We start from the raw sequence: 20,744 nt of genomic DNA, 5'->3' as shown, positions 1-20,744 counted from the left end.
TTATATAAAAATACTATTCATTTGTCAATCTGACTACATTGCAACCAGTATTTTACGGTATGATTCTAGCTCATCGTGAAAGCTTGTTACAGTATGAATTGTATTTACACGATTGCGCCAATAGGCAGATTCAGGAAGTCCCTTCATATACCACCCTGCATGAGTTCGTATTTCCTTAACGGCCATACTTTCACCCTTATATTGGCATAACAAATCAAAATGTTTTAATAGCATATCGAGACGCTCAATATCTGTAGGTGCTGGTAATATTTCACCAGTCGCCAAATAATGGTGAATACGACCAAAGATCCAAGGATTCCCCTGAGCACCACGGCCTACCATTACCGCATCACAACCCGTTTCATCAAGCATTTGCTTTGCATCTTTAGGCTCTACTATATCGCCATTACCAATAACCGGTACAGACACAGCCTCTTTTACAGCCTTAATATAAGACCAATCAGCATGCCCACTGTACATTTGCTCCTTAGTACGGCCATGTACTGCAATAGCCGCCACACCTGTAGATTCGATGCGCTTAGCAAAGTCCACAACATTGATGGAATCACTATCCCAACCAATTCGCATTTTTACGGTTACAGGCACATCGACGGCCTTAACCGCAGCCTCTGCTACACGAGCTGCTAAATCTGGATTTTTCATAAGCGCAGAACCATCACCTGAGGTTACTACCTTTTTCACAGGACAGCCCATATTAATATCTACAATATCGGCACCTGCATCAGCTACTACCTTTGCGCCTAACGCAATTGCTTCTGGATTGGAACCAAAGATTTGCATAGATACAGGGCGTTCTGCCTCTTCAATACGCAACAATTCATGAGTGCGCTCATTTTTATATTTAATGCCCATGGCGCTGACCATTTCGGTGCAAACCAAGGCAGCGCCATGCTCTTTAGCAAGTAAGCGATAGGCAATATCGCTTACCCCTGCCATAGGCGCTAATATGGCTTGACCATCAATTTTGACGGACCCTATTTGCCACTGTTTATAATTCATATAATTCTATATCCCCTAACAAAAAGGGTACAGCATAAGCTGTACCCGAATGTACACTACTTCGTTACATATACGTAACTATATTATAGTAGCATTATTTATTTCTTTCGTAAATAAGGCGTAAACCTTCTAGTGTAAGCATAGGCTCTACATGGTCAATGCAGTCTGTAGCACTGCTGATAAGCTGTGCCAAACCACCTGTAGCCACTACAGTTACGTGGTCGCCCATTTCTGCTTTCATGCGCGTTACGAGACCCTCTACTTGACCTACGTAGCCGTAGAACATACCGGATTGCATAGAAGATACGGTATTCCGGCAAATGACTTGCCCTGGATCTCTTACTTCAATACGTGGCAATTTAGCAGCCCGTTGGAAGAGAGCCTCCGCAGAAATTGTTACACCTGGAGTAATAACACCGCCCATATAATCGCCATTACCTTGTACTGCACAATAAGTAGTTGCTGTACCAAAGTCAATAATAATCAAGTCACCCTTGTATTTTTCATGAGCCGCTACAGCATTTACGATGCGGTCCGCACCAACTTCACGCGGATTATCATACTTAATAGCAATACCTGTTTTAGTACCAGGACCTACGATAAGAGGATTCACATTGAAATAACGTAAACATACACGTTCTAAGGTAGGCATCATTGGAGGTACAACAGAAGAAATGATAATATCTTTAATATCTTTCACATTAACCTTGCGATCGTGGAAGAACAAGTTCATCATCAACATGCCATATTCATCAGTGGTACGAACCCGATCCGTGGAAATACGCCAGTGACCTACAAGCTCTGCCTTGTCGTATACACCTAGAACAATGTTGGTGTTCCCCACATCAATTACTAATAACATGAATGCCTCCTATTTACGCGGACGAATTGATACGTCCCCTGCCATAACACGTTTAACAGTCCCATCCGGGATTCTTACTAATAAATTACCATCTTCATCAATATCGGTGGCTACCCCTTCATAGGTATTACCAGGAGCGCGAACCTCGATTTCTTCACCGAGAGTCACCGATAATTGACGCCATTCATTGAGAGTTTCCTCAAAGCCGCTATCAAGAACATCATAATATTGATGCTCTAAGGCTTCTAATATAATTCTAAATGCTTCCGTCCGCTCAATATCGATCCCTTCCATCGCGAGGGATGTAGCAATTAATTTTAATTCTTCTGGTAGTTCTTCTTGTTTTGTTTTAACATTAACACCAATGCCCATCACAATATGAGAGATTTCCTCCATAGAGCCGGACATTTCTGTTAAGATACCTACCAATTTACGGCCATTCACTAAAATATCATTAGGCCACTTAATACCCGCATCAGTGAGCCCCATTTTATGGAATGCCTTTGTTAATGCCACTGCGGCCATCAAAGTACACTTTGGTGCTTCTACAGGCGCAAAATCAGGGCGCAAGATAAGACTAAACCACAGACCTTTACCAAATGGAGAATACCAGCCACGAGATAAGCGACCACGACCAGCTGCTTGCTCTTCTGTAACGACAACAGTACCTTCTTCAGCACCTTGTTGAGCTAATCGACGAGCCTCTAGGTTTGTAGACTCTGTAACATCCATATAAACATATCGTTTGCCAAACACATCGGTCTTCAAGATTTGCTTCATGGCCAATGGACTTAACAAATCAGGTTCCTCCAATAATCGATACCCCCTCTTGGTATAAGATTCTATTTTGTAGCCTTTTTGACGTAACGCCTTGATATGTTTCCAAATAGCTGTGCGCGAAACATGGCATGCTTCGGACATATCTTGTCCCGATACGAAACTACCTTGGTTTTGTCTCAAGAATTCTAGCACTTCATCACGCATAGTTTAGAGCCCCTTTCTTTGTCAACCTAGGTTTACAATTCGATTGTACAAGTGTCCCCTATAAAAAGCAAGGATTATTTATAGTAATTAATGATATAATACATATAGTATTAAGTTATACCTTATGTAAAAGATAACAATAGTATAATCTATCATTATCTGGGGAGATATATGAAACAATTTACATTAGAAGAAAAAAATGAAGTTCTTGAGAACCCGTTTATTCATATTCATAGAAAGCTCGATGTTCTATTAAACATAGGCAAACTACTCATGGAGTGTGGTGCCGATACAAATCGAATCATTGAAGAAATGCTTAAAGCCGCCACATTTATGGGTATTCCTCATGATTATTTAAATATACATATTTCCTATACTACGATTATGATCAATTTACTGCATAAGGAACGATCTATTACCGTATTTAGAAAAACACCTGTCCATGTACCCAATATGGCCATGATTAATGCAGTATCTAAACTAACTTGGCGAGCCTTTGAACGACATTATTCACTTACAACTTATGAACAGTTAATTTCAAAATTAGATTCCACTATTCCAGTATATCCTGATTGGATAAAGGGTATTGCTTGTGCCCTCGGATCAGCAGGCCTTGCCTTTTTATATAGTGGCGATATGATAGCTTTTATTGTAACTGTTATTTGTTCTCTAATCGGTTATTTTGGTCGTACCTTATCGGTACGCTTTGGTTGCAATGAATATGTAGGCATTACAATTGGCGGCTTTGCTGCCATGGTTTCTGCCTATGGTTTCTATTCACATATTGAACAAGATTCGTTAGTTTACGTTCTTGTTTGTTGTACCTTATTTATGATACCTGGTGTACCTCTTATAAACTCCGTTATTGATACCATCAACAACCATATTTTATCGGGAATTACAAGAGCTATTAGAACGATCCTTATCGTTGGTAGCATGACCTTAGGCATGGCCATGGCATTATACTTTAGCCCTATGCCGGCCTTTAGCTTTGTAGATATTAAGCCTCATGTATTAACCATTGAGCAAATTATAGGGGCTTTTACAGCAGCCGCATCCTTTGCAGTACTATTTAACGCCCCTGTCCGATTACTAGTATCCATTGGTATTGGTGGTGTATTATGCGTATTTATCCGCAATTTATTAACTGTTGAATTTGGCTTCTCCATTCCAGGTGCTACCTTTGTAGGCGCCGCTGTAATGAGCGTAATCTATGTAAAAGTTTCTACTTGGCTGAGAACATCTAGCACAATTATCATCGTCCCATCTGCTATAGCCTTAATGCCTGGTATTTTATATTACAGATTCCTCTTTGATATGCTTCATATCAACGCACTATCAGAATCCGGCTTACTTCATATGGTCCAAAACGGTGTAACAGGCGTCCTTACTATTGTAAGTATTGCGGTTGGTGTAGCAATTCCAAATGTACTGGCTCAAAAATATTTAAAAGCCCGAAAAGAGCGTAGAATTCAACAGTACTTGGCAACACGTCATATTAATGATGGCCAATAGCTAATCCTCACCAACTACATTACGAGCTTCACAATATAGATAGAATACTAAGTACTATAGCTAGTAATAGGTAATTATAATCAAAAGAACATATATAAAAAGAGCTGGTCCTCAACGAGGCCAGCTCTTTTATTTAGATATCTCATTATTTGATTTCATTAGAAGGTGTTTCACTAGGAGCATCCACTGTAGCAGTGTTTTCTTTAGCTTCAACCACCTCTGGTACTACAATACCTGCCGCTTCTAGAGCTTCTTTAGGCTCCTCAACTTCAGGGGCTTTCGTTGTACCATATTTATAAAGATTATCTACAGCTTTAGAATCGATTGTTTCTTCTTCTAACAAAGCATTTGCCATGTCATGTAAGAATTTTTCATTTTCGCTGAGAAGTTTTGTTACATCTTTGTACGCTTCTTCTACAATGCGATGAATTTCAGAGTCGATTTTTGCTGCAATCTCTTCACTATAGTTGCGCTCGTGTCCAAGGTTTTTACCCAAGAATACTTGTTCTTGTTGTTCACCAAATACGATAGGACCAAGCTCATCACTCATACCCCAACGCGTTACCATCGCACGAGCTGTATTCGTTACGCTTTGAAGGTCACCAGAAGCACCTGTACTGATTTCATCTAGGATTAAGGCCTCTGCAATTCGACCGCCAAGAGCTACGCGAATATCCGCTAATAATTGAGATTTTGTTTTGTAATTTTGTTCCTCTGTAGGAAGCATCATAGTGTAACCACCTGCTGCGCCACGAGGAATGATTGTTACCTTATGAACAGGATCTGCATGAGGCAATAAATGTGCCACAATAGCATGACCAGATTCATGGTACGCTGTTAACTTACGGTCTTTCTCGCTCACAATATGACTGCGGCGTTCAGGACCCATGCTAACCTTTTCACTTGCTTCTTCAACTTCAGCCATAGTGATAACTTTTTTGTTAAGGCGAGCCGCCAATAAAGCCGCTTCGTTTAACAAGTTGTTCAAGTCAGCACCAGTAAAGCCTGGAGTTTTCTTCGCAATTGTTTTTAAGTCTACATCGTCAGCCAATGGCTTGTTACGAGCATGTACTTTCAAGATTGCTTCACGACCGCGTAAGTCTGGACGACCTACGATAACTTGACGGTCAAAACGACCTGGACGCAACAGCGCTGGGTCAAGAATATCTGGGCGGTTTGTAGCGGCGATGGTAATAATACCTTCGTTGGCACCGAAGCCATCCATTTCAACGAGCAATTGGTTCAATGTTTGTTCACGTTCATCGTGACCACCACCAAGACCTGCGCCACGTTGACGACCAACCGCATCAATTTCGTCGATGAAGATAATACATGGAGCATTCTTTTTCGCTTGTGTGAAAAGATCGCGCACACGAGATGCACCAACACCTACGAACATTTCTACGAAATCAGAACCGGAAATCGTAAAGAATGGTACCCCTGCTTCACCAGCAACGGCTTTAGCAAGCAATGTTTTACCTGTACCTGGAGGTCCTGCGAGCAATACACCTTTCGGAATTTTAGCACCGATTGTTGTAAATTTACCTGGATCCTTCAAGAATTCTACTACTTCTTCTAATTCTTGTTTTGCTTCTTCAGCACCTGCTACATCTTTAAAGCTAACCTTTACGTTACCTTCACCCATCAATCTAGCACGGCTTTTACCGAAGTTCATCACTCGGCCACCGCCACCTTGTGTTTGTTGCATGATAAAGAAGAACAATACGACCAAGATGATAATAGGAATAGCAGAACCTAACAGGCTCATCCACCAAGCTGGTTGCTCAGGTGGAGCTGCTGTGATTTCTACGCCATTATCTTGTAATGTTTTAATTAATGTTTCATCACTAGGCGCATAAGAATTGAACTCTGTTCCATTTTTTAGTTTACCTTTAATACCGTGATCATTGGTAATCGTTACGGACTCAACCTTTTTCTGTTGTACTTGTTGAATAAATCCTGTATAACTAAGTTCAGATTTATTCGCACTTTGACCAGAGAAAGCGTCAATGGCGATAACGAAAGCGGCAATGATAAGTAAATAAAGGACGATATTTTTAGTAAATCGACCCAAAATATTACCCCTTTCAATAGTAATTTAGTTGTATAAACGAATTGAGTACATCTCATTGAGAGATGCACTCATATATTATATCATATTTTTAATTTTGATACATTTCTTCCTTTAAAATACCGATATAAGGCAAGTGACGATATTTTTCCGCGTAGTCTAAACCATAACCGATAACAAAGTAGTCAGGAATAATAAAGCCTACATAGTCTACTTCTACGTCCATTTTACGGCGGTCAGGTTTATTTAATAACGCTGCAAGACGTACGCTTTTAGCGCCACGAGCATGTAAATTTTCTAGCAAGTAATGTAATGTTGTACCAGTATCAACGATATCCTCTACAACGAGTACATGTTTACCCTCTACAGAGCGATCTAAATCTTTTAAAATTCGAACTACCCCTGTACTAGTTGTACCACTGCCATAACTAGAACAAGAGATGAAATCAAAACTTACATCTACGCTGTCATCAATAGCGCGTGCTAAATCTGTAAAGAATACGATAGCACCCTTTAATACCCCTACGAGCACAACGGATTCATTTTGGTAATCTTTACTAATCTCTTTACCCAGTTCCGCTACACGTGCTTTTAATTGTTCTTCTGTATATAAAATATCTTTTGCATCTTGATGCATCTATATGACCTCCACGATTCATATTAATGTTTGCAATATACCTTTATTGTATCACATTGAGCGGTTACTTTTATACTTTTTATAGTGAAAGTTTTCCCTTCTCCGGTGTTAACAATATCTAGTAATTGCTCTTGATGAGCTGTAGTAAGCGTTATATCAGAGTCAATAGAACTCATCAAACGCTGCCACAAACGACGTTGTATAGCAACTGGTTCCTTTCGTAAGGCCTTACGAGATAAACGCATTTCATTTTTATCAATAGTCACTAATCGCTCAAAAGCTTGTACCGTCAAATTAGAAATTACTGCTAAATCTTCACTTACAGAACATCCTAATCTAGCGATAGCATCTACTACATTAGGGTTAATCGATTCTAACTCTGGTATAATGCGATGACGAATTCTATTTCGCTGATATCGAATATCATCATTTGTAGAATCAATACAATACGTGAGCTTTCTATCGGCTAAATAAGCTAATAATTCCTCTTTTGTAACATCTAATAAAGGTCTAATCACAGGGATATCATAGTCATGGTTGACTACAGCCATACCTGTTAGCCCCTTTAATCCTGCACCTCTAATAAGATGCGCTAGAATCGACTCAGCTTGATCATCCTTATGATGAGCTACCGCAATATAATCATACCCCTCAGAATGAGCTATTTCATTTAGCCATTGATAGCGAACTTGCCTACCAACGGTCTCCTCAGATAGCTTTAGGTCTTTACTCAAGGTAGGCACATCAAAGGTAGTTGTATAAAACGACAACCCTAATGCATCTACCTGATTTTGAAGCCATAGAACCTCATCTTTACTTTCAGGGCGAATAGAGTGGTCTACGATAGCAATACCAAGCTTATATTTTGTATGGCGATGCGCAGCAATGTCTTGTAATAAATGTAATAAAGCCATCGAATCTGGACCACCAGAACAAGCTATCAATATACGGCTATATTCAGGAAATAGCTTATGTAATTTTAAAGTGTGATTAACTCTTCGAATGAGTGCTTTCACATTCACTGGCCATCGCCTCCATACCATCTTGGTCACTCACAAATACATGAGGCACCTCATAAGCGTCCATAAAGGACGTTAAAATCTCCGCACCGGCTACGATGATATCGGCACGACCGGCAGGTAAGCCTTTGACTTGCAATCGCTCTTCACGGCTCATGTAACGCAATCTCATAATGATGCCTTCCACAGTCTCACGGCTCAATTTATGTCCTTGCACCTTAGTGCCATCATAATCTTCTAACTTTAAATCGATAGCTGCCAAGGTCGTTAACGTACCGCCGATACCAATGAATTCACCAAATTCCCCTTCAATCATCATCGGATCCCACAAGAATTGAGTTTCTTCCCACACACGTTGAGGACCTTCGTCAGACATAGATTGAAGCCGTACAGCCCCTATAGGATAAGAGCGACTCCAATAAACGCCGTCCTTATTGCCTAATGCTAGCTCTGTACTACCGCCACCGATATCGATAGTTGTATAGTGACGGCCATCATTCAACTGTTCCCCTAAGGCGCCATTAAAGCCATAAATAGCCTCTTCATCGCCCGAGAGAATACGCCATTCCATCGGACAATATTCACTAATGTGCTCCATAAATTCAAGGCCATTAGCGGCTTCACGAACAGCGCTCGTTGCAAAACCAAAGCAGTATTCCGCTCCGTATTGGTCGGCTAATTTCTTAATATCCCTGAAGGCTTGATATGATGCTTCCATCGATTCAGCACGTAATGTACCATCTGTATTTCGCTCTCCAAGACGAGTGGTCCACAACTGTTTTGGCTCGTAATGCCAAATTTTATTTTCATAAGTAGCTAATAATAAGCGTACTGAATTAGATCCAATATCGATAATTGCTAACTTCATAATCGCTCCTTGCATACAGTAGTATCCACCTAATACTACTGCCCCCTTACTATTTTATACATAAGTAAAGAGATGGCAGAAAGCCATCTCTCACTATTAATCTCGACGACCGCCTCGGCCTCCGCGTTTACCTTCTGTATTGCGTTTTAAATCGTGCAGGCGTTCATTGCTATCGCGCAAAAATGATTTCATCTTCGCTTCGAAAGCCTCTGCACTTTGTTTAGATTGAACTCTACGAGGACGTCTTTCTTCACTTACCACTTCTTTAGATTGTGTTTGACGAATAGAAAGACCAATTTTATTGCCATCAATGGATAAAACCTTTACCTTTACAGGATCCTCAACCTTTAATACGGTATTAATATCTTCGACATACCCATGAGCTACTTCAGAAATATGAACTAACCCTGTTTGTTTCTCTCCTAAATCAACAAATACGCCGAATTTTGTAATACCAGATACGGTACCATCTACAATGTTACCAACTTCGATTGCCATGCAACCTCCTAATTAATGCGGAAACCTCAAACTACACAATAAAGCGAATCAAAAATTAAATTCTTACCTATTTTACATATGGTACTTCACCAGGCTTAACTAAGCCTAATTCCTCACGAGCCACCCCTTCAATGGTCTTCGGATCTTGTAACTTAGCCTTTTCCTGCTCTAATTCTTCATTTCGCTGTTTTAATTCTTGCAATTGTTGCTCTATATGTTGTTTTTCTTGATATACAGCCACCAAGCGATAGGCCTGCCCTAACAATAGCAGCACCATAATCCCTATACCAATTCGCTTGATCCACATGAGGATAATACGCTGATCCTGCGCTTTGCGATTAGGGCGAACCCGTTTGCGCGGCCTTTTTGGACGTTGTACTTCCATAGTGTCCTGAGTCATAATGTCCCCCAAAAATATTCATCATCTGTATATTGTCATTTTTAAATTATACCACATAACATAGCTTGGGACTAAATAATATTACAGATATTTCTCTAGAAAAACAGAGTGCAATTATATATATGTATACAAAGGCACAGTTATGTATACATCTAACGATAAGCTATATTTACATAGTTTCTGCCTTAGTAGCATGTTCACGAATAATAGCACAGGAAGCTTTAAATAAAGTTAACTCTTCAACAGTAAGTTGTAGTTCTAAAATATCTTCAATACCATCTTTACCAATAACAGCAGGAGTGGACGCAAAAATTCCGCTTTCTCCGTATTGACCATCCAAGTAACAAGAACAAGGAAGTACCTTCTTTTCATTGTGGAATACAGCGCGAATTAGCTCAGTAGTAGCGCTAGCAATACCAAATTCTGTAGAGCCTTTACCGGCTAATACATGGTAACCACCAATCTTTACATCATCTAATACTTGTTGATGATCAAGTGTAGGGAATCTATGAGGTAATTCCTGTTGTAACTGCTCCAAGGGCTTACCTTGAATGCATACGTGAGACCACGGCACCATAGCACTACCACCATGTTCACCTAAACAATATGCCGTAATAGAGCGATTACTAATGTTGAAAATATGAGCTAATTCTTTTTGGAGTCGAGCAGAATCTAATGCTGTACCTGTAGAGATAATGCGCTTAGGGTTCCAATTTAAATGTGTACATAAGTAAGTAGCCACCACATCTGCAGGATTTGAGATAGAAATAATAAACCCATCAAACCCAGATTGTTTAATACGAGGAATAACGTCCTTTAATACCTCTACCGTTTCACCAAGACTTTCTAAACGATCTTGATACAAATTTGGCAAAGGTCCTGCACTAAACACGAGAATATCACAATCTCCACAGCCCTCAATAGGACCTGCAGTAGCTATTACTTTATGAGGAATATAGCTAACCGCATCATTAACATCCATAGCTTGGGCTTTCGCCTTTTTCTCATCAATATCCATCATATATAGCTCATCAACTTCACCTTGCAACGCAAGAGAAAAAGCTACATGAGAACCTACGTGACCAGTACCAATAATACCTACTTTACGCAATTTCATAAGGGCCTCCAATTATTAGCGAGTAAATGATAAAACCTTAACCAACACTAATGTATTGAAATCAAATACTCAATATCTAAATACTTTATATCAAAATTCGATGTTTTCTATTCAAATTATATAAAATCATATGATTTAAAGAATACATAATTATTATATACCCATATACCCATTTTTAGAAAATCTATTAAAAGTACTGAAAAAAGACTGTTATATGAAATGCCCCCAAAATTGTGTCCAACTTTTGGGGGCATTTCATATAACAGTCTCTCTATCTTTAGTTGCATCTAGTAAAGAAACTGACCACAACAAAATCGCACTTATAAAGCCATATCTTCAAGGTTAAGAGGGAATAAGTCTTTATCCTCCATCACTTGTGGTGATTTTTCTAAATATTGTTTACGCATAGTCCATAAAATTTCTAAATCCTTAGGATCTAGTTTAGATAGCGCATATATCATAGTGAAGTCCCCGCCATAATGGCCACGTAAGCTATCCGGTACACCTTTAGGCCCTTCACCGCCAAGGCGATTATTAAAGAACCCCTGCAAGCGACGATTATCTAAATCAATAATAATAAAGCCTGACGCATCATATACATATAATGTATGGTTTATACGTTTTAAGGCACGTACCGTATTCGTAATAAAATACTGGTCCTTCATATCGATAAGAGATGATTCATAACCAGAATGGTAAAAGTCACCATAATAATGCGCCCCTCTATCTGTAGATTCCAACAAATCCTTGAGTACGGATTGTTCTGGACCACTAAAATCAGAGAAAGTTTTTACCATAGTAATCTCACGTAAGCCACGTTGGTAATTCTCGGTCTTCGGTGGCTCTATATGTTGACCACGAAAGGTAATAGGCATCAACCGAAGTGTATTATCAGCTAAATTATAAATACCATACCCTTCGTAACCTAAGAAATACACTTGTGAATCAATGGATTTCATCGCTAATATTCGTTTCGAAATAATGGCATCACTAGAGTTGACTAATGTATGCGCTTCCGGATCTATACGCACTGTTTTAGTATCGTAGTTGACGCCTACCGCAAGCCAATAGGATATCCCCACTACAATCAAAGCCAGTACACATAAACCGATACGTTTTATATTCATTTACACTCCCTATGAATCCCCAGTCATAAAACGTAAACTCCTGTACAATATGTATCGTATTTACTAGTTCATTAATCTTAGTATTTACTGGTTCACTAATCTTAACACATATATCGCTCTTTTATTCACTTAATTGAGCTAATCGCTCATTAATTGTCATATCTTTATAGGTAAAAGTTGGCAACAACTCATATAGTGGTTCTAATACAAAGGAGCGATCCCAAAAATGTGGATGCGGCACAACGAGTGTTGCATCATTTAAAGAAAGCATAGCACCTTGTGAGTCGTAAGCTAAAATAATATCTAAATCTAGCGTGCGAGGCCCCCAATGAATCAAACGTTTACGGCCTGCCCCTTTTTCAAGACATTGAATTAGACCGAGCATTTGATGAGGCTCTAAAGTACTTTCACAAAACCACATGCCATTAACAAATGTATCTTGCTCCGTATATCCCCACGGCTCAGTTTCAATAAGCGTAGAACTAATCACCTTAGAAACAGCCTCATGTTGCTGCAATGACTGAAAAGCAGAATGAATGTAGCCTTTCTTGTCCCCCATATTGGAGCCTACACTGATGTAATAGGTATACATCAAACTTGTCCCCTTGTAGTTACAACCTCAACATAATCTAAAATACCTGCAATTGGTACAGATGGCTTCCGCACCGTTACAGATAAACCTACGATACCTTGGTAATGTTGATACAAGGAATCCGCAATAAGCGCCCCCAAGCGCTCCAATAGATTACGTTTCTCACCAGTCATAACAGATTCTACAATTTCATATACCTCTACATAATTGATAGAGTCCTCTAGCAGATCACTTTGACCAGCCTTGGTAAGATCTGTTGTAATTTCCACATCTACAAAAAATCGTTGACCTTGTGCTTGTTCAGATTCCAAGTTCCCATGGTATCCATAGAAGGCCATATTTTTCAAAACGATTTTATCCATTATTCACCTCGTAATAGGCCATCCGCGACTGCTAAAGCACGCTTATGCATCTTCACGTTATGAACACGCACCATATCAACGCCTTGGAATACACCTGTAATACAAGCGGCTACAGTGCCTTCATCGCGTTCTTCTGGTGGCAAACCGCCCAACATAGACCCGATAAAGCCCTTACGGCTAGGTGCCAACAAAATTGGATATTCATGAGCTGTTAACTCACCTAATCGCTGCATAACTTCAATATTTTGTTCTTCTGTTTTACCGAAGAAGCCAATACCTGGGTCGAGCCAGATTTGTTGAGGTGTAACCCCCTCTTTTAACGCTTTATCGATAGCGCAGAAGAAAAATGCTTTCATATCCTCAATAATATCGCCATAGTTTGTATCATTACTATTGTGCATGATAATAACAGGCACCTTGAAGTTAGCTGCTACCGCCGCCATATCAGGATCATAATGTAGTCCCCATACGTCATTTAAAATATGCGCCCCTTTAGAGAATGCATATTCAGCTGTTTTAGCGTGATATGTATCGATAGATACGGGAACTGTAGATGCATGTAATACAGGATCTATTAATAGAGACAAACGCTCAATTTCTTCGTCTGCCGTCAATGGTGTAGAACCTGGGCGTGTAGATTCAACGCCTAAATCAATAATGTCCGCACCATCTTCAATCATTTGTTTTACATGCGCTGCTGCTGACTCTGGTGTGTTAAATAGACCGCCATCAGAGAAGGAGTCAGGTGTACCATTGAGTATACCCATGATAAGGGTACGATCGCACAAAGATAAACTTTTGCCATCATTCCATGTATAATTTCTACGTTTAAACATTTGCCTGTCCTCCACCTAACATTGCCAACGCTTCATCTCTTAATGTGCCTTTTTCGGCCAATACGCCTCGGCTTTCTAATGTAATAACCTTTGAATCTTGCTGCATGGTACCTTTGATGAGCATACACAACTGAGTCGATGTAATGCGTACAAATACGCCATGAGCGGATAAATCATTTATAATAGCATCTGCCAATTCAGATGCCAACCGCTCTTGTAATTGCGGTCTACGGCTAAGAATATTAACAATATCTTGGAACTTGCTAAGTCCTGCAACACACCCATCCTTAGGTTGGTACACAATATCTACAGTACCAAAGAAAGGTAATAAATGGTGCTCGCACATGGAATAAAACGGAATCCCTGTAACTGCCACAAGACCTTTATAGTCTGTGCTAAAGGTTTCTCCCCATGCAGATTTTGTATCTAATCCTACACCGCTGAATAATTCACTATATAATTCTGTTACACGACTTGGTGTCTTCTCTAACTCTGGTGCCTCTGTATCAACAGATAAAGCCTCTAAGAATTGCTTTATCCCGTCCTTTGCACGTTGATTCATCGGTCCTCCTAAACGATTTTTGTCGTCCAATCCTCAATATTCCAAATATCCGTAACCCAACCTTGATAGAATTCAGGTTCGTGACTTACTAGTACAATAGTACCTTTGAAATCACGTAATGCACGGCTCAATTCTTCCTTCGCATATATGTCTAAATGGTTAGTCGGTTCGTCTAACACCAACACATTGTACTTATTCTGCATGAGTTTGCATAGGCGAACCTTAGCATTCTCACCACCAGATAGTACACGCATTTGAGACGTAATATGTTCATTCGTAAGACCACAACGAGCAAGGGCTGCACGCACCTCTGCATTGGTCATAGCCGGATATTCATTCCAAATATAATCTAGCGCTGTTTCAGAGTTAGATGGTGTATCCTCTTGAGCAAAATAGCCAACTTGTAAGAACTCACCTTTTACCAACTCACCACTCACAGGTTTTAATAAACCTAGAATAGTTTTTAACAACGTTGTTTTGCCTAAACCATTGACGCCGCGAATGGCGATTTTTTTATTTCTTTCAATTTGAAAGTCTACTGGTCTAGTTAACGGTTCATCATAACCTAATTGTAAGCCAAAAGCCTCTACAATGAAGCGGCTTGGTGTACGACCTTCTTTAAAGCCAAAGGTAGGCTTGATATACTCTTTTGGTTTTTCCAAAATTTCCATCTTCTCTAAGCGTTTTGCTCTAGAGTTTGCCATACCACGCGTCGCTACACGAGCTTTATTACGTTGAATAAAGTCCTCCATACGCTCAATCTCTTGTTGTTGACGCTCATAAGCCTTGGCAGCTTGTGCCTTTTTCACTTCGTAAGCAGCTTGGAACTGATGATAGTCACCAGTATATCGAGTAAGTACTGCTTGCTCAATATGATAAATGACATTGACTACGGAATTTAAGAACTCCATATCATGAGAAATCAAGATGAACGCATTTTCGTAGTTCTGCAAATAGTTTTGCAACCATTGAATATGCTCTACATCAAGATAGTTTGTCGGTTCGTCCAATAATAAAATTGTCGGTTTCTCTAGTAATAGTTTAGTAAGTAAAACTTTAGTACGTTGACCACCACTGAGCTCTGTAACATCTCGATCTAAGCCGATATCTGTAAGGCCTAAACCAGAAGCAGTACGCTCAATAACCGCATCAATTTCATAGAACCCACGTTGTTCAAGAATTTCTTGCCATTCCCCAACTTGCTCGAGAAGCTTATTCATTTCATCTTCGGACACATCACCCATGCGATTGTACGCATCGTTAATATTTTGCTCCATAACGAACAAATCATCGAAAGCCCGTTGTAATACATCGCGAATAGTCATGCCCTTTTCAAGCACTGCATGTTGATCCAAATAACCTACTGTTACTTGGTTGGACCATTCAATTTTACCTTCGTCAGGCGGTATTTTACCTGTAATGATATTTAGGAACGTAGACTTACCTTCACCATTAGCACCAATAAGGCCTACGTGTTCGCCTTTTAACAAACGGAATGATGCATCATCTAAAATTTGTCGCGCTCCAAAACCATGGGTTACATTTGAAACGGTTAAAACACTCATATCTATCTCCACCGGAATAAAAGCCGTCTTGTTGAAGACGGCTTGTTTCATACTTACTTAAATATTATATCTATTGTACCTTTTTGACCTCTATATGTCAAAAATTGAACATCACTTACACATGGCATAACGCAAGGCTACAACAGCCATAATCTTAGCCCCCTTAATAGCTTGTGCCAATCCATAATCAGAACCGGCTGCACAAGTGAACTCTGGCGTATGCGCTTCTAAGCCTAATCCAATCTGTAATGTGGGCTGTGCCGTAGGTACCTCATAGGATACATTACCTACATCAGTGCTACCATCCGCTTCATCATCAGGCAATATACGAGGTGTTTCACCAAACTCAGTCATTACATCTTTAAAGAGATCTAATAACCTTTTATCTTGACGCATATCCTTAAAGAGTGGCTCATAATGATGCATTTCAACTTGAGCACCATAGGATGCTCCGATCTCTTGAGCAGCCTCTTTGATAGCCGGCAAAATAATACCTTCTAAATCATCCACCGTACGCCCCCGTACAGTCATGCGAATCGTAGCCTTAGGTGTTACTACATTCGGTGCCGTACCAGCTTCGGTAAAGATAGCACCTACAATAGCACCTTTAGGGAAGGTTTTCTTTAACTCTTTAACCCTTTGATAAAGATCTACAGCACAATCTAAGGCATTGATACCAGAATCAGTAAGTGATGCTATATGGCAGGAACGGCCATGGAAAGTAACCTCTAGGGGATGTGTCGCTAATGATGTGCCGCCCACCTCATTTTCACCGCCTGGGTGAATGATTAGCGCCGCCTCATAGCCCTGAAATAAACCAGCCTCTGCCATGTATACTTTACCACCAATAGTTTCCTCCGCAGGACAACCAAAGAAGGTCGTTCCCCATGCTTCCGGTGCACTTTTACTAAAGGCAATAGCCGCCCCTAAACTCATCATAGCAATGAGATTATGCCCGCAACCATGACCGAGTTCTGGCAGCGCGTCATATTCACCTAAAAAGGCTATTTTGTGCTGTGCAGTACCGTTATAGTCACCCCGTAACGCCGTTTGTAACTCTGGAAGCTCAGTTAGCCCCACTTGAGATGTAAAATTATGTGTTTCTAAGAATTGGTTAATGACCTTAACTGCTTTATGCTCGTCTAAGCCCAATTCTGGGTTATCGTGTAAATATAAGGAGACATCGCGCAATTTTATAGCCATACTATCTATGATGGCACACGCATGGGCCTCTCGTTCTTGTAATGTCATAACGTCCCTTATTGTTATTTAATATCTGTAAACTAACATTTGTCGCCTATTTCGTATAAGGATGAACGATAATAGTGTTAGAAATATATCTAAAGCTAATCGTTGCTCCTAATGGCAAGGTTTGATGCGGCGAGCCATGGCCTGTTGGCACATAGCACACAAAAGGTTCTGGTAATTCAGAATTTCGATTTTCCTCCATGTACCGCAACGCTTCATAGCCCAAATCATAATCAACTTCATCTTCGTCGCCTTCACAATTTGTAAAAGTACCGATGACTAAACCTTTAATGCGGCTCAATAAACCGCTGAGACGAAATTGTTGCAACATGCGATCTAGCTTATAAGGAGCCTCCCCTACATCTTCAATGAATAGTAAGGTATCCTCCCAAGACTCGTCCTCTAAAAAATATGGCGTTCCTGATAGCATAGATAGCATTGTCATATTGCCACCGCGTAAAACCCCATCACCAAGGTCAGTGCCAATGGCACCTCGAGGTGGTTCAGGTAATGGTTCAATAACTTGTAATTTACCTTCTAAGGTATTAAATAAGGCATCAATATCTGCTTTTCGTTCAGGCTTAAAATCTACGCCCATAGGACCATGATACGTAATAAGCTGGCTATATCGGTTGATAGCCATATGAAGTGCTGTACAATCACTATAGCCAATAAAAGCCTTACGATACTTACGAATCGCATTATAGTCTAATTGTTCTAAATACCGCATCGTACCATACCCACCACGCAAGGCCAGCACCGCATCACAAGGGGCTGTAGTCATCATATATTGAAACTCTGTAGCTTGCTCCTCAGGAGTACCACCATAGAGGCCCTTACGATGTACACTATCACCCCAGAATACCTTATAGCCTTTTGAGGCACAAATTTCTTCTATTTTATGTAAATCTTCATCGCTTGCACTGGCAGGTGCCATAATACCTATGGTCATGCCCGATGCTAAACGTTTTGGTTCAATCCAGTTCATATATCCTCATAAAATACAACAAAAGACGTACACATAGTGTACGTCTTAAGTGTATCTTATTTGTATGCTTTTTTAAAGTCAACAAGGCCTAATGTAGTCCAGAAATAATTTTGAATCGTTCCGTTTGTTACATAAGGTTGTGTTGTGAAGTACAACGGCATTACAAGAGATTCATCAAAAATCATCTTTTCTGCTTCATGCATCAGTGCATCACGAGCTGCACCATTTGGCGTTGTACGAATCCGTGCGATTAATTCATTGTACTCATCACTGTGGTACTGACCATCATTGTCTTCTGCAGAGAATACTTCTAAGAAGTTTTGCGGATCACTATAGTCAGCAACCCAAGAAGCACGAGCTACTTGGTATTTTCCAGCTTCACGATCTGCCAAGAATACCTTTGTCTCTTGATTTTGTAAGCGTACATCAGCATCAAAGGCATTTACCCATGCATCTTGAATCGCTTCGGCAATGGATTTATGCAACTCGCTTGTATTATACAAAATCGTAATTTGAGGTAATGGATGGTTCTTATCGTAACCAGCTTTCTTCAAAATATCTTTAGCTTGTTCTACGTCTTCGTAAACCAAATAACTACCAGCTTCACGGAAGTCTTCACGGCCATTACTTTCTAGCATGCCATACGGTACGAAGGCATAGGCCGCTTCTTTACCACCGCGAACAATGTTGTTAACGATGTTCGCGCGGTTAATAACCATGGAGAATGCTTTACGTACATCTGGATTTGTGAAAGGGTCAGCCTTTACATTAAATACGTAGTAATAGTTACCAAGCATAGGACCGATATGTAATAGACCCGCCTCTTCTAAGCGTTTTTGATCCGCTACAGGGGGCTCAACCATCATATCTGCCTCGCCACCTTCAACCAATGTAAGGCGTGTGCTTTGGGATTCACTAATAGGCCAATTCATCTTCTCTGTTTTCACAGATTCTGCATCCCAATAGTTAGGATTCTTAATAAAATCCATTTCCCCATTATGCTTCCAAGATAGCAAGCGGTATGGACCATTAGACACCATAGTTTCTGCATTAGCTGCCCAATTTTCATGAGCCTCTACAGCCTTTTTGCTCACTGGATAGAAACTATGAGATGCTAGTAATTTTAAGAAATACGCTGTTGGATTTTCTAAGGTAACTACCAATGTATCGTCATCAATGGCCTTAACACCAACATCTTCTGCTTTAGCGTCGCCACCATTAAAGGCTTCGCCATTTTTTAATACATATAACATATATGCATTGTCCGCATGGACTTCAGGGTCTAATACGCGTTTCCAAGCGTATTCAAAATCATGAGCCGTTAAAGGCTCTCCATTAGACCATTTCAAATTAGGTCGTAAATGGAAGGTATACTCGCGACCATCATCGGAGATTTCCCATTTTTTTGCAAGTGCTGCTTCTGGTTCACTTTCATCATTAAGACGAACTAGACCATCAAATAGTTGAAGTTGAACCGTAGCCTCCGGAGAGGTAGTAGACTTTGCGGGATCCAATGTGGATGGTTCCTGCTCAATAACATAACGGATTGTATGCTCGTCGATTGGTTGAACACCGCGAGGGTAACCAAATACAAACAAGAGCACACTCACCCCAAGAGCAAGGACCATGAGTTTTAACAAATTTCGTTTATCCATCATGGCAATGCTTCCTCTACAAATACTTTCATGATACGCCCAACTTGAGCGCCTAACTCTTTACCGCGGTCATTATCAATATCGCTCATCAACAAGATAAAGCAAAAATGACCTCTTAACGTTTCTAACACGCCCCCATCATGCTCTACGCGATCAAGGGAACCTGTTTTATGGTGAAAGCGTACGCCTTCGCCCCAGTAAAATGGCAAGATATCACGGAATTGTTGGCGACCTAAAATATTCCACATTTCACAGCCATACGCATCTCTATCACGATATTCAAAAATGTGTTTATAAAGACGAGCTAAGGCCATAGCAGTCATATGGTTATCTCGACCCTCAGCTAACGCATCAAAGTCCATCATCATACGATTTAATTCAATCTCATCAACACCGAGTTTCTCAGCACGAGCATTAATATTTTCCATACCAAGTACAGTGATGAGCAAATTCGTTGCTATATTATCGCTGAGCACCATCATGAGACGGCATAACTCAAGATACGTAAAGCTATGTTTACCTACAAGCTCTTGCAGTGCCCCACCACCTTCAACGCGTGGAGTTTTAGATAAAGGCACCGTATCATTAAGGTCCAACTGCTCAGTGCGAGCTAAATGAAAGACATATTCCATGATGAGCACCTTAATCAAACTCGCACTGGAATGAACTGTATGTTCACCTTTAGATGCGATAAGTGTCGGTTCTTCTTCATCATCAAATTGCAATACTACATAGGATATATTCCCTGTAGGTGCCAATTCTTTAATAACCGTATCAAGTTGATTTTCTAAGGACTTACCAACAATTAGTTTTTCCAT

Annotated in this window: 21 protein-coding genes; 1 reads left to right on the top strand and 20 read right to left on the bottom strand. The window is 40.2% G+C overall.

Going from position 1 to position 20,744, the window contains the following annotated elements; genetic code table 11:
* Positions 1 to 33: 33 nt before the first annotated feature.
* The 3 genes from dusB to VEHSUH06_RS01345 form a co-directional block, all read right to left on the bottom strand.
* Entirely contained in the window at positions 34 to 1,020 is a 987-nt protein-coding gene (gene dusB, locus VEHSUH06_RS01355; RefSeq protein WP_105097480.1) for a tRNA dihydrouridine synthase DusB, read from the bottom strand.
* A gap of 94 nt (positions 1,021 to 1,114) precedes the next feature.
* A complete protein-coding gene (locus tag VEHSUH06_RS01350) occupies positions 1,115 to 1,882 on the bottom strand; it encodes a type III pantothenate kinase (protein WP_009352711.1) in 768 nt (255 codons plus the stop codon).
* Between the two features lie 9 nt (positions 1,883 to 1,891).
* The gene (locus VEHSUH06_RS01345; RefSeq protein WP_105081408.1) at positions 1,892 to 2,866 is read right to left on the bottom strand and encodes a biotin--[acetyl-CoA-carboxylase] ligase; all 975 of its coding nucleotides are present in this window, start codon (positions 2,864 to 2,866) and stop codon (positions 1,892 to 1,894) included.
* 171 nt (positions 2,867 to 3,037) lie between these two features.
* Between VEHSUH06_RS01345 and VEHSUH06_RS01340 the strand changes: the two genes are divergently transcribed.
* Positions 3,038 to 4,381, top strand: coding sequence for a threonine/serine exporter ThrE family protein (locus VEHSUH06_RS01340; RefSeq protein ID WP_105097479.1), 1,344 nt, complete (start codon positions 3,038 to 3,040; stop codon positions 4,379 to 4,381).
* A 145-nt stretch (positions 4,382 to 4,526) separates the two neighbouring features.
* Here the strand turns inward: VEHSUH06_RS01340 and ftsH are convergent, their stop codons facing one another.
* The 17 genes from ftsH to VEHSUH06_RS01255 form a co-directional block, all read right to left on the bottom strand.
* Positions 4,527 to 6,455: an ATP-dependent zinc metalloprotease FtsH gene (ftsH, locus tag VEHSUH06_RS01335; RefSeq protein ID WP_105081406.1), complete on the bottom strand. Its 1,929-nt coding sequence runs from the start codon at positions 6,453 to 6,455 to the stop codon at positions 4,527 to 4,529.
* 88 nt (positions 6,456 to 6,543) lie between these two features.
* On the bottom strand, positions 6,544 to 7,089 hold the full coding sequence (gene hpt / locus VEHSUH06_RS01330; RefSeq protein WP_105081405.1) for a hypoxanthine phosphoribosyltransferase: 546 nt from the start codon (positions 7,087 to 7,089) through the stop codon (positions 6,544 to 6,546).
* Between the two features lie 23 nt (positions 7,090 to 7,112).
* The gene (tilS, locus tag VEHSUH06_RS01325; protein ID WP_255404223.1) at positions 7,113 to 8,132 is read right to left on the bottom strand and encodes a tRNA lysidine(34) synthetase TilS; all 1,020 of its coding nucleotides are present in this window, start codon (positions 8,130 to 8,132) and stop codon (positions 7,113 to 7,115) included.
* Positions 8,080 to 8,976 (bottom strand): phosphatase, encoded by an 897-nt coding sequence (locus VEHSUH06_RS01320; RefSeq protein WP_105097543.1) that lies wholly within the window; start codon positions 8,974 to 8,976, stop codon positions 8,080 to 8,082. Before VEHSUH06_RS01320 ends, tilS begins: the two co-directional genes overlap by 53 nt.
* A 96-nt stretch (positions 8,977 to 9,072) precedes the next feature.
* The gene (locus VEHSUH06_RS01315; protein ID WP_054747754.1) at positions 9,073 to 9,474 is read right to left on the bottom strand and encodes a S1 RNA-binding domain-containing protein; all 402 of its coding nucleotides are present in this window, start codon (positions 9,472 to 9,474) and stop codon (positions 9,073 to 9,075) included.
* Positions 9,475 to 9,541: 67 nt separating this feature from the next.
* A complete protein-coding gene (locus tag VEHSUH06_RS01310) occupies positions 9,542 to 9,874 on the bottom strand; it encodes a septum formation initiator family protein (protein WP_043006286.1) in 333 nt (110 codons plus the stop codon).
* Positions 9,875 to 10,043: 169 nt separating this feature from the next.
* Positions 10,044 to 10,991: an L-lactate dehydrogenase gene (locus tag VEHSUH06_RS01305; protein WP_105097477.1), complete on the bottom strand. Its 948-nt coding sequence runs from the start codon at positions 10,989 to 10,991 to the stop codon at positions 10,044 to 10,046.
* Between the two features lie 320 nt (positions 10,992 to 11,311).
* Positions 11,312 to 12,118 carry a hypothetical protein gene (locus VEHSUH06_RS01300; protein ID WP_105097476.1) on the bottom strand — a complete coding sequence of 269 codons (807 nt, stop codon included), beginning with the start codon at positions 12,116 to 12,118 and terminating at the stop codon, positions 11,312 to 11,314.
* A gap of 121 nt (positions 12,119 to 12,239) precedes the next feature.
* Positions 12,240 to 12,710 (bottom strand): 2-amino-4-hydroxy-6-hydroxymethyldihydropteridine diphosphokinase, encoded by a 471-nt coding sequence (gene folK / locus VEHSUH06_RS01295; protein ID WP_105097475.1) that lies wholly within the window; start codon positions 12,708 to 12,710, stop codon positions 12,240 to 12,242.
* A complete protein-coding gene (folB, locus tag VEHSUH06_RS01290) occupies positions 12,710 to 13,072 on the bottom strand; it encodes a dihydroneopterin aldolase (protein WP_009352705.1) in 363 nt (120 codons plus the stop codon). The genes folK and folB overlap by 1 nt, the downstream gene beginning before the upstream one ends.
* Positions 13,072 to 13,908, bottom strand: a complete 837-nt coding sequence (gene folP, locus VEHSUH06_RS01285; RefSeq protein WP_105097474.1) for a dihydropteroate synthase — start codon at positions 13,906 to 13,908, stop codon at positions 13,072 to 13,074. Before folP ends, folB begins: the two co-directional genes overlap by 1 nt.
* Positions 13,901 to 14,470: a GTP cyclohydrolase I gene (folE, locus tag VEHSUH06_RS01280; RefSeq protein WP_105097473.1), complete on the bottom strand. Its 570-nt coding sequence runs from the start codon at positions 14,468 to 14,470 to the stop codon at positions 13,901 to 13,903. The genes folP and folE overlap by 8 nt, the downstream gene beginning before the upstream one ends.
* Positions 14,471 to 14,478: 8 nt before the next feature.
* A complete protein-coding gene (locus VEHSUH06_RS01275; protein ID WP_105097472.1) occupies positions 14,479 to 16,035 on the bottom strand; it encodes an ABC-F family ATP-binding cassette domain-containing protein in 1,557 nt (518 codons plus the stop codon).
* A gap of 111 nt (positions 16,036 to 16,146) precedes the next feature.
* Positions 16,147 to 17,286: an amidohydrolase gene (locus tag VEHSUH06_RS01270; RefSeq protein WP_105097471.1), complete on the bottom strand. Its 1,140-nt coding sequence runs from the start codon at positions 17,284 to 17,286 to the stop codon at positions 16,147 to 16,149.
* A 46-nt stretch (positions 17,287 to 17,332) separates the two neighbouring features.
* Positions 17,333 to 18,271, bottom strand: coding sequence for an LD-carboxypeptidase (locus VEHSUH06_RS01265; RefSeq protein WP_105097470.1), 939 nt, complete (start codon positions 18,269 to 18,271; stop codon positions 17,333 to 17,335).
* Positions 18,272 to 18,327: 56 nt separating this feature from the next.
* A complete protein-coding gene (locus VEHSUH06_RS01260) occupies positions 18,328 to 19,929 on the bottom strand; it encodes a peptide ABC transporter substrate-binding protein (RefSeq protein WP_105097469.1) in 1,602 nt (533 codons plus the stop codon).
* Positions 19,926 to 20,744, bottom strand: coding sequence for a serine hydrolase (locus VEHSUH06_RS01255; protein ID WP_105097468.1), 819 nt, complete (start codon positions 20,742 to 20,744; stop codon positions 19,926 to 19,928). The genes VEHSUH06_RS01260 and VEHSUH06_RS01255 overlap by 4 nt, the downstream gene beginning before the upstream one ends.

This window comes from Veillonella sp. S13053-19 (assembly GCF_002959835.1).
In the GTDB taxonomy this organism is placed as follows: domain Bacteria; phylum Bacillota; class Negativicutes; order Veillonellales; family Veillonellaceae; genus Veillonella; species Veillonella rogosae.
The sequence above is the reverse complement of the archived record's forward strand: the minus strand, read 5'-3'. Positions and strand labels throughout refer to the sequence as shown.

Excerpts from the sequence above, each read along its gene's own strand:
- dusB (WP_105097480.1), bottom strand. The coding sequence starts at position 1,020 with ATGAATTATAAACAGTGGCAAATAGGGTCCGTCAAAATTGATGGTCAA.
- VEHSUH06_RS01350 (WP_009352711.1), bottom strand. The coding sequence starts at position 1,882 with ATGTTATTAGTAATTGATGTGGGGAACACCAACATTGTTCTAGGTGTA.
- VEHSUH06_RS01345 (WP_105081408.1), bottom strand. The coding sequence starts at position 2,866 with ATGCGTGATGAAGTGCTAGAATTCTTGAGACAAAACCAAGGTAGTTTC.
- VEHSUH06_RS01340 (WP_105097479.1), top strand. The coding sequence starts at position 3,038 with ATGAAACAATTTACATTAGAAGAAAAAAATGAAGTTCTTGAGAACCCG.
- hpt (WP_105081405.1), bottom strand. The coding sequence starts at position 7,089 with ATGCATCAAGATGCAAAAGATATTTTATATACAGAAGAACAATTAAAA.
- tilS (WP_255404223.1), bottom strand. The coding sequence starts at position 8,132 with ATGGTATGGAGGCGATGGCCAGTGAATGTGAAAGCACTCATTCGAAGA.
- VEHSUH06_RS01320 (WP_105097543.1), bottom strand. The coding sequence starts at position 8,976 with ATGAAGTTAGCAATTATCGATATTGGATCTAATTCAGTACGCTTATTA.
- VEHSUH06_RS01315 (WP_054747754.1), bottom strand. The coding sequence starts at position 9,474 with ATGGCAATCGAAGTTGGTAACATTGTAGATGGTACCGTATCTGGTATT.
- VEHSUH06_RS01310 (WP_043006286.1), bottom strand. The coding sequence starts at position 9,874 with ATGACTCAGGACACTATGGAAGTACAACGTCCAAAAAGGCCGCGCAAA.
- VEHSUH06_RS01305 (WP_105097477.1), bottom strand. The coding sequence starts at position 10,991 with ATGAAATTGCGTAAAGTAGGTATTATTGGTACTGGTCACGTAGGTTCT.
- VEHSUH06_RS01300 (WP_105097476.1), bottom strand. The coding sequence starts at position 12,118 with ATGAATATAAAACGTATCGGTTTATGTGTACTGGCTTTGATTGTAGTG.
- folK (WP_105097475.1), bottom strand. The coding sequence starts at position 12,710 with ATGTATACCTATTACATCAGTGTAGGCTCCAATATGGGGGACAAGAAA.
- folB (WP_009352705.1), bottom strand. The coding sequence starts at position 13,072 with ATGGATAAAATCGTTTTGAAAAATATGGCCTTCTATGGATACCATGGG.
- folP (WP_105097474.1), bottom strand. The coding sequence starts at position 13,908 with ATGTTTAAACGTAGAAATTATACATGGAATGATGGCAAAAGTTTATCT.
- folE (WP_105097473.1), bottom strand. The coding sequence starts at position 14,470 with ATGAATCAACGTGCAAAGGACGGGATAAAGCAATTCTTAGAGGCTTTA.
- VEHSUH06_RS01275 (WP_105097472.1), bottom strand. The coding sequence starts at position 16,035 with ATGAGTGTTTTAACCGTTTCAAATGTAACCCATGGTTTTGGAGCGCGA.
- VEHSUH06_RS01270 (WP_105097471.1), bottom strand. The coding sequence starts at position 17,286 with ATGACATTACAAGAACGAGAGGCCCATGCGTGTGCCATCATAGATAGT.
- VEHSUH06_RS01265 (WP_105097470.1), bottom strand. The coding sequence starts at position 18,271 with ATGAACTGGATTGAACCAAAACGTTTAGCATCGGGCATGACCATAGGT.
- VEHSUH06_RS01260 (WP_105097469.1), bottom strand. The coding sequence starts at position 19,929 with ATGATGGATAAACGAAATTTGTTAAAACTCATGGTCCTTGCTCTTGGG.
- VEHSUH06_RS01255 (WP_105097468.1), bottom strand. The coding sequence starts at position 20,744 with ATGGAAAAACTAATTGTTGGTAAGTCCTTAGAAAATCAACTTGATACG.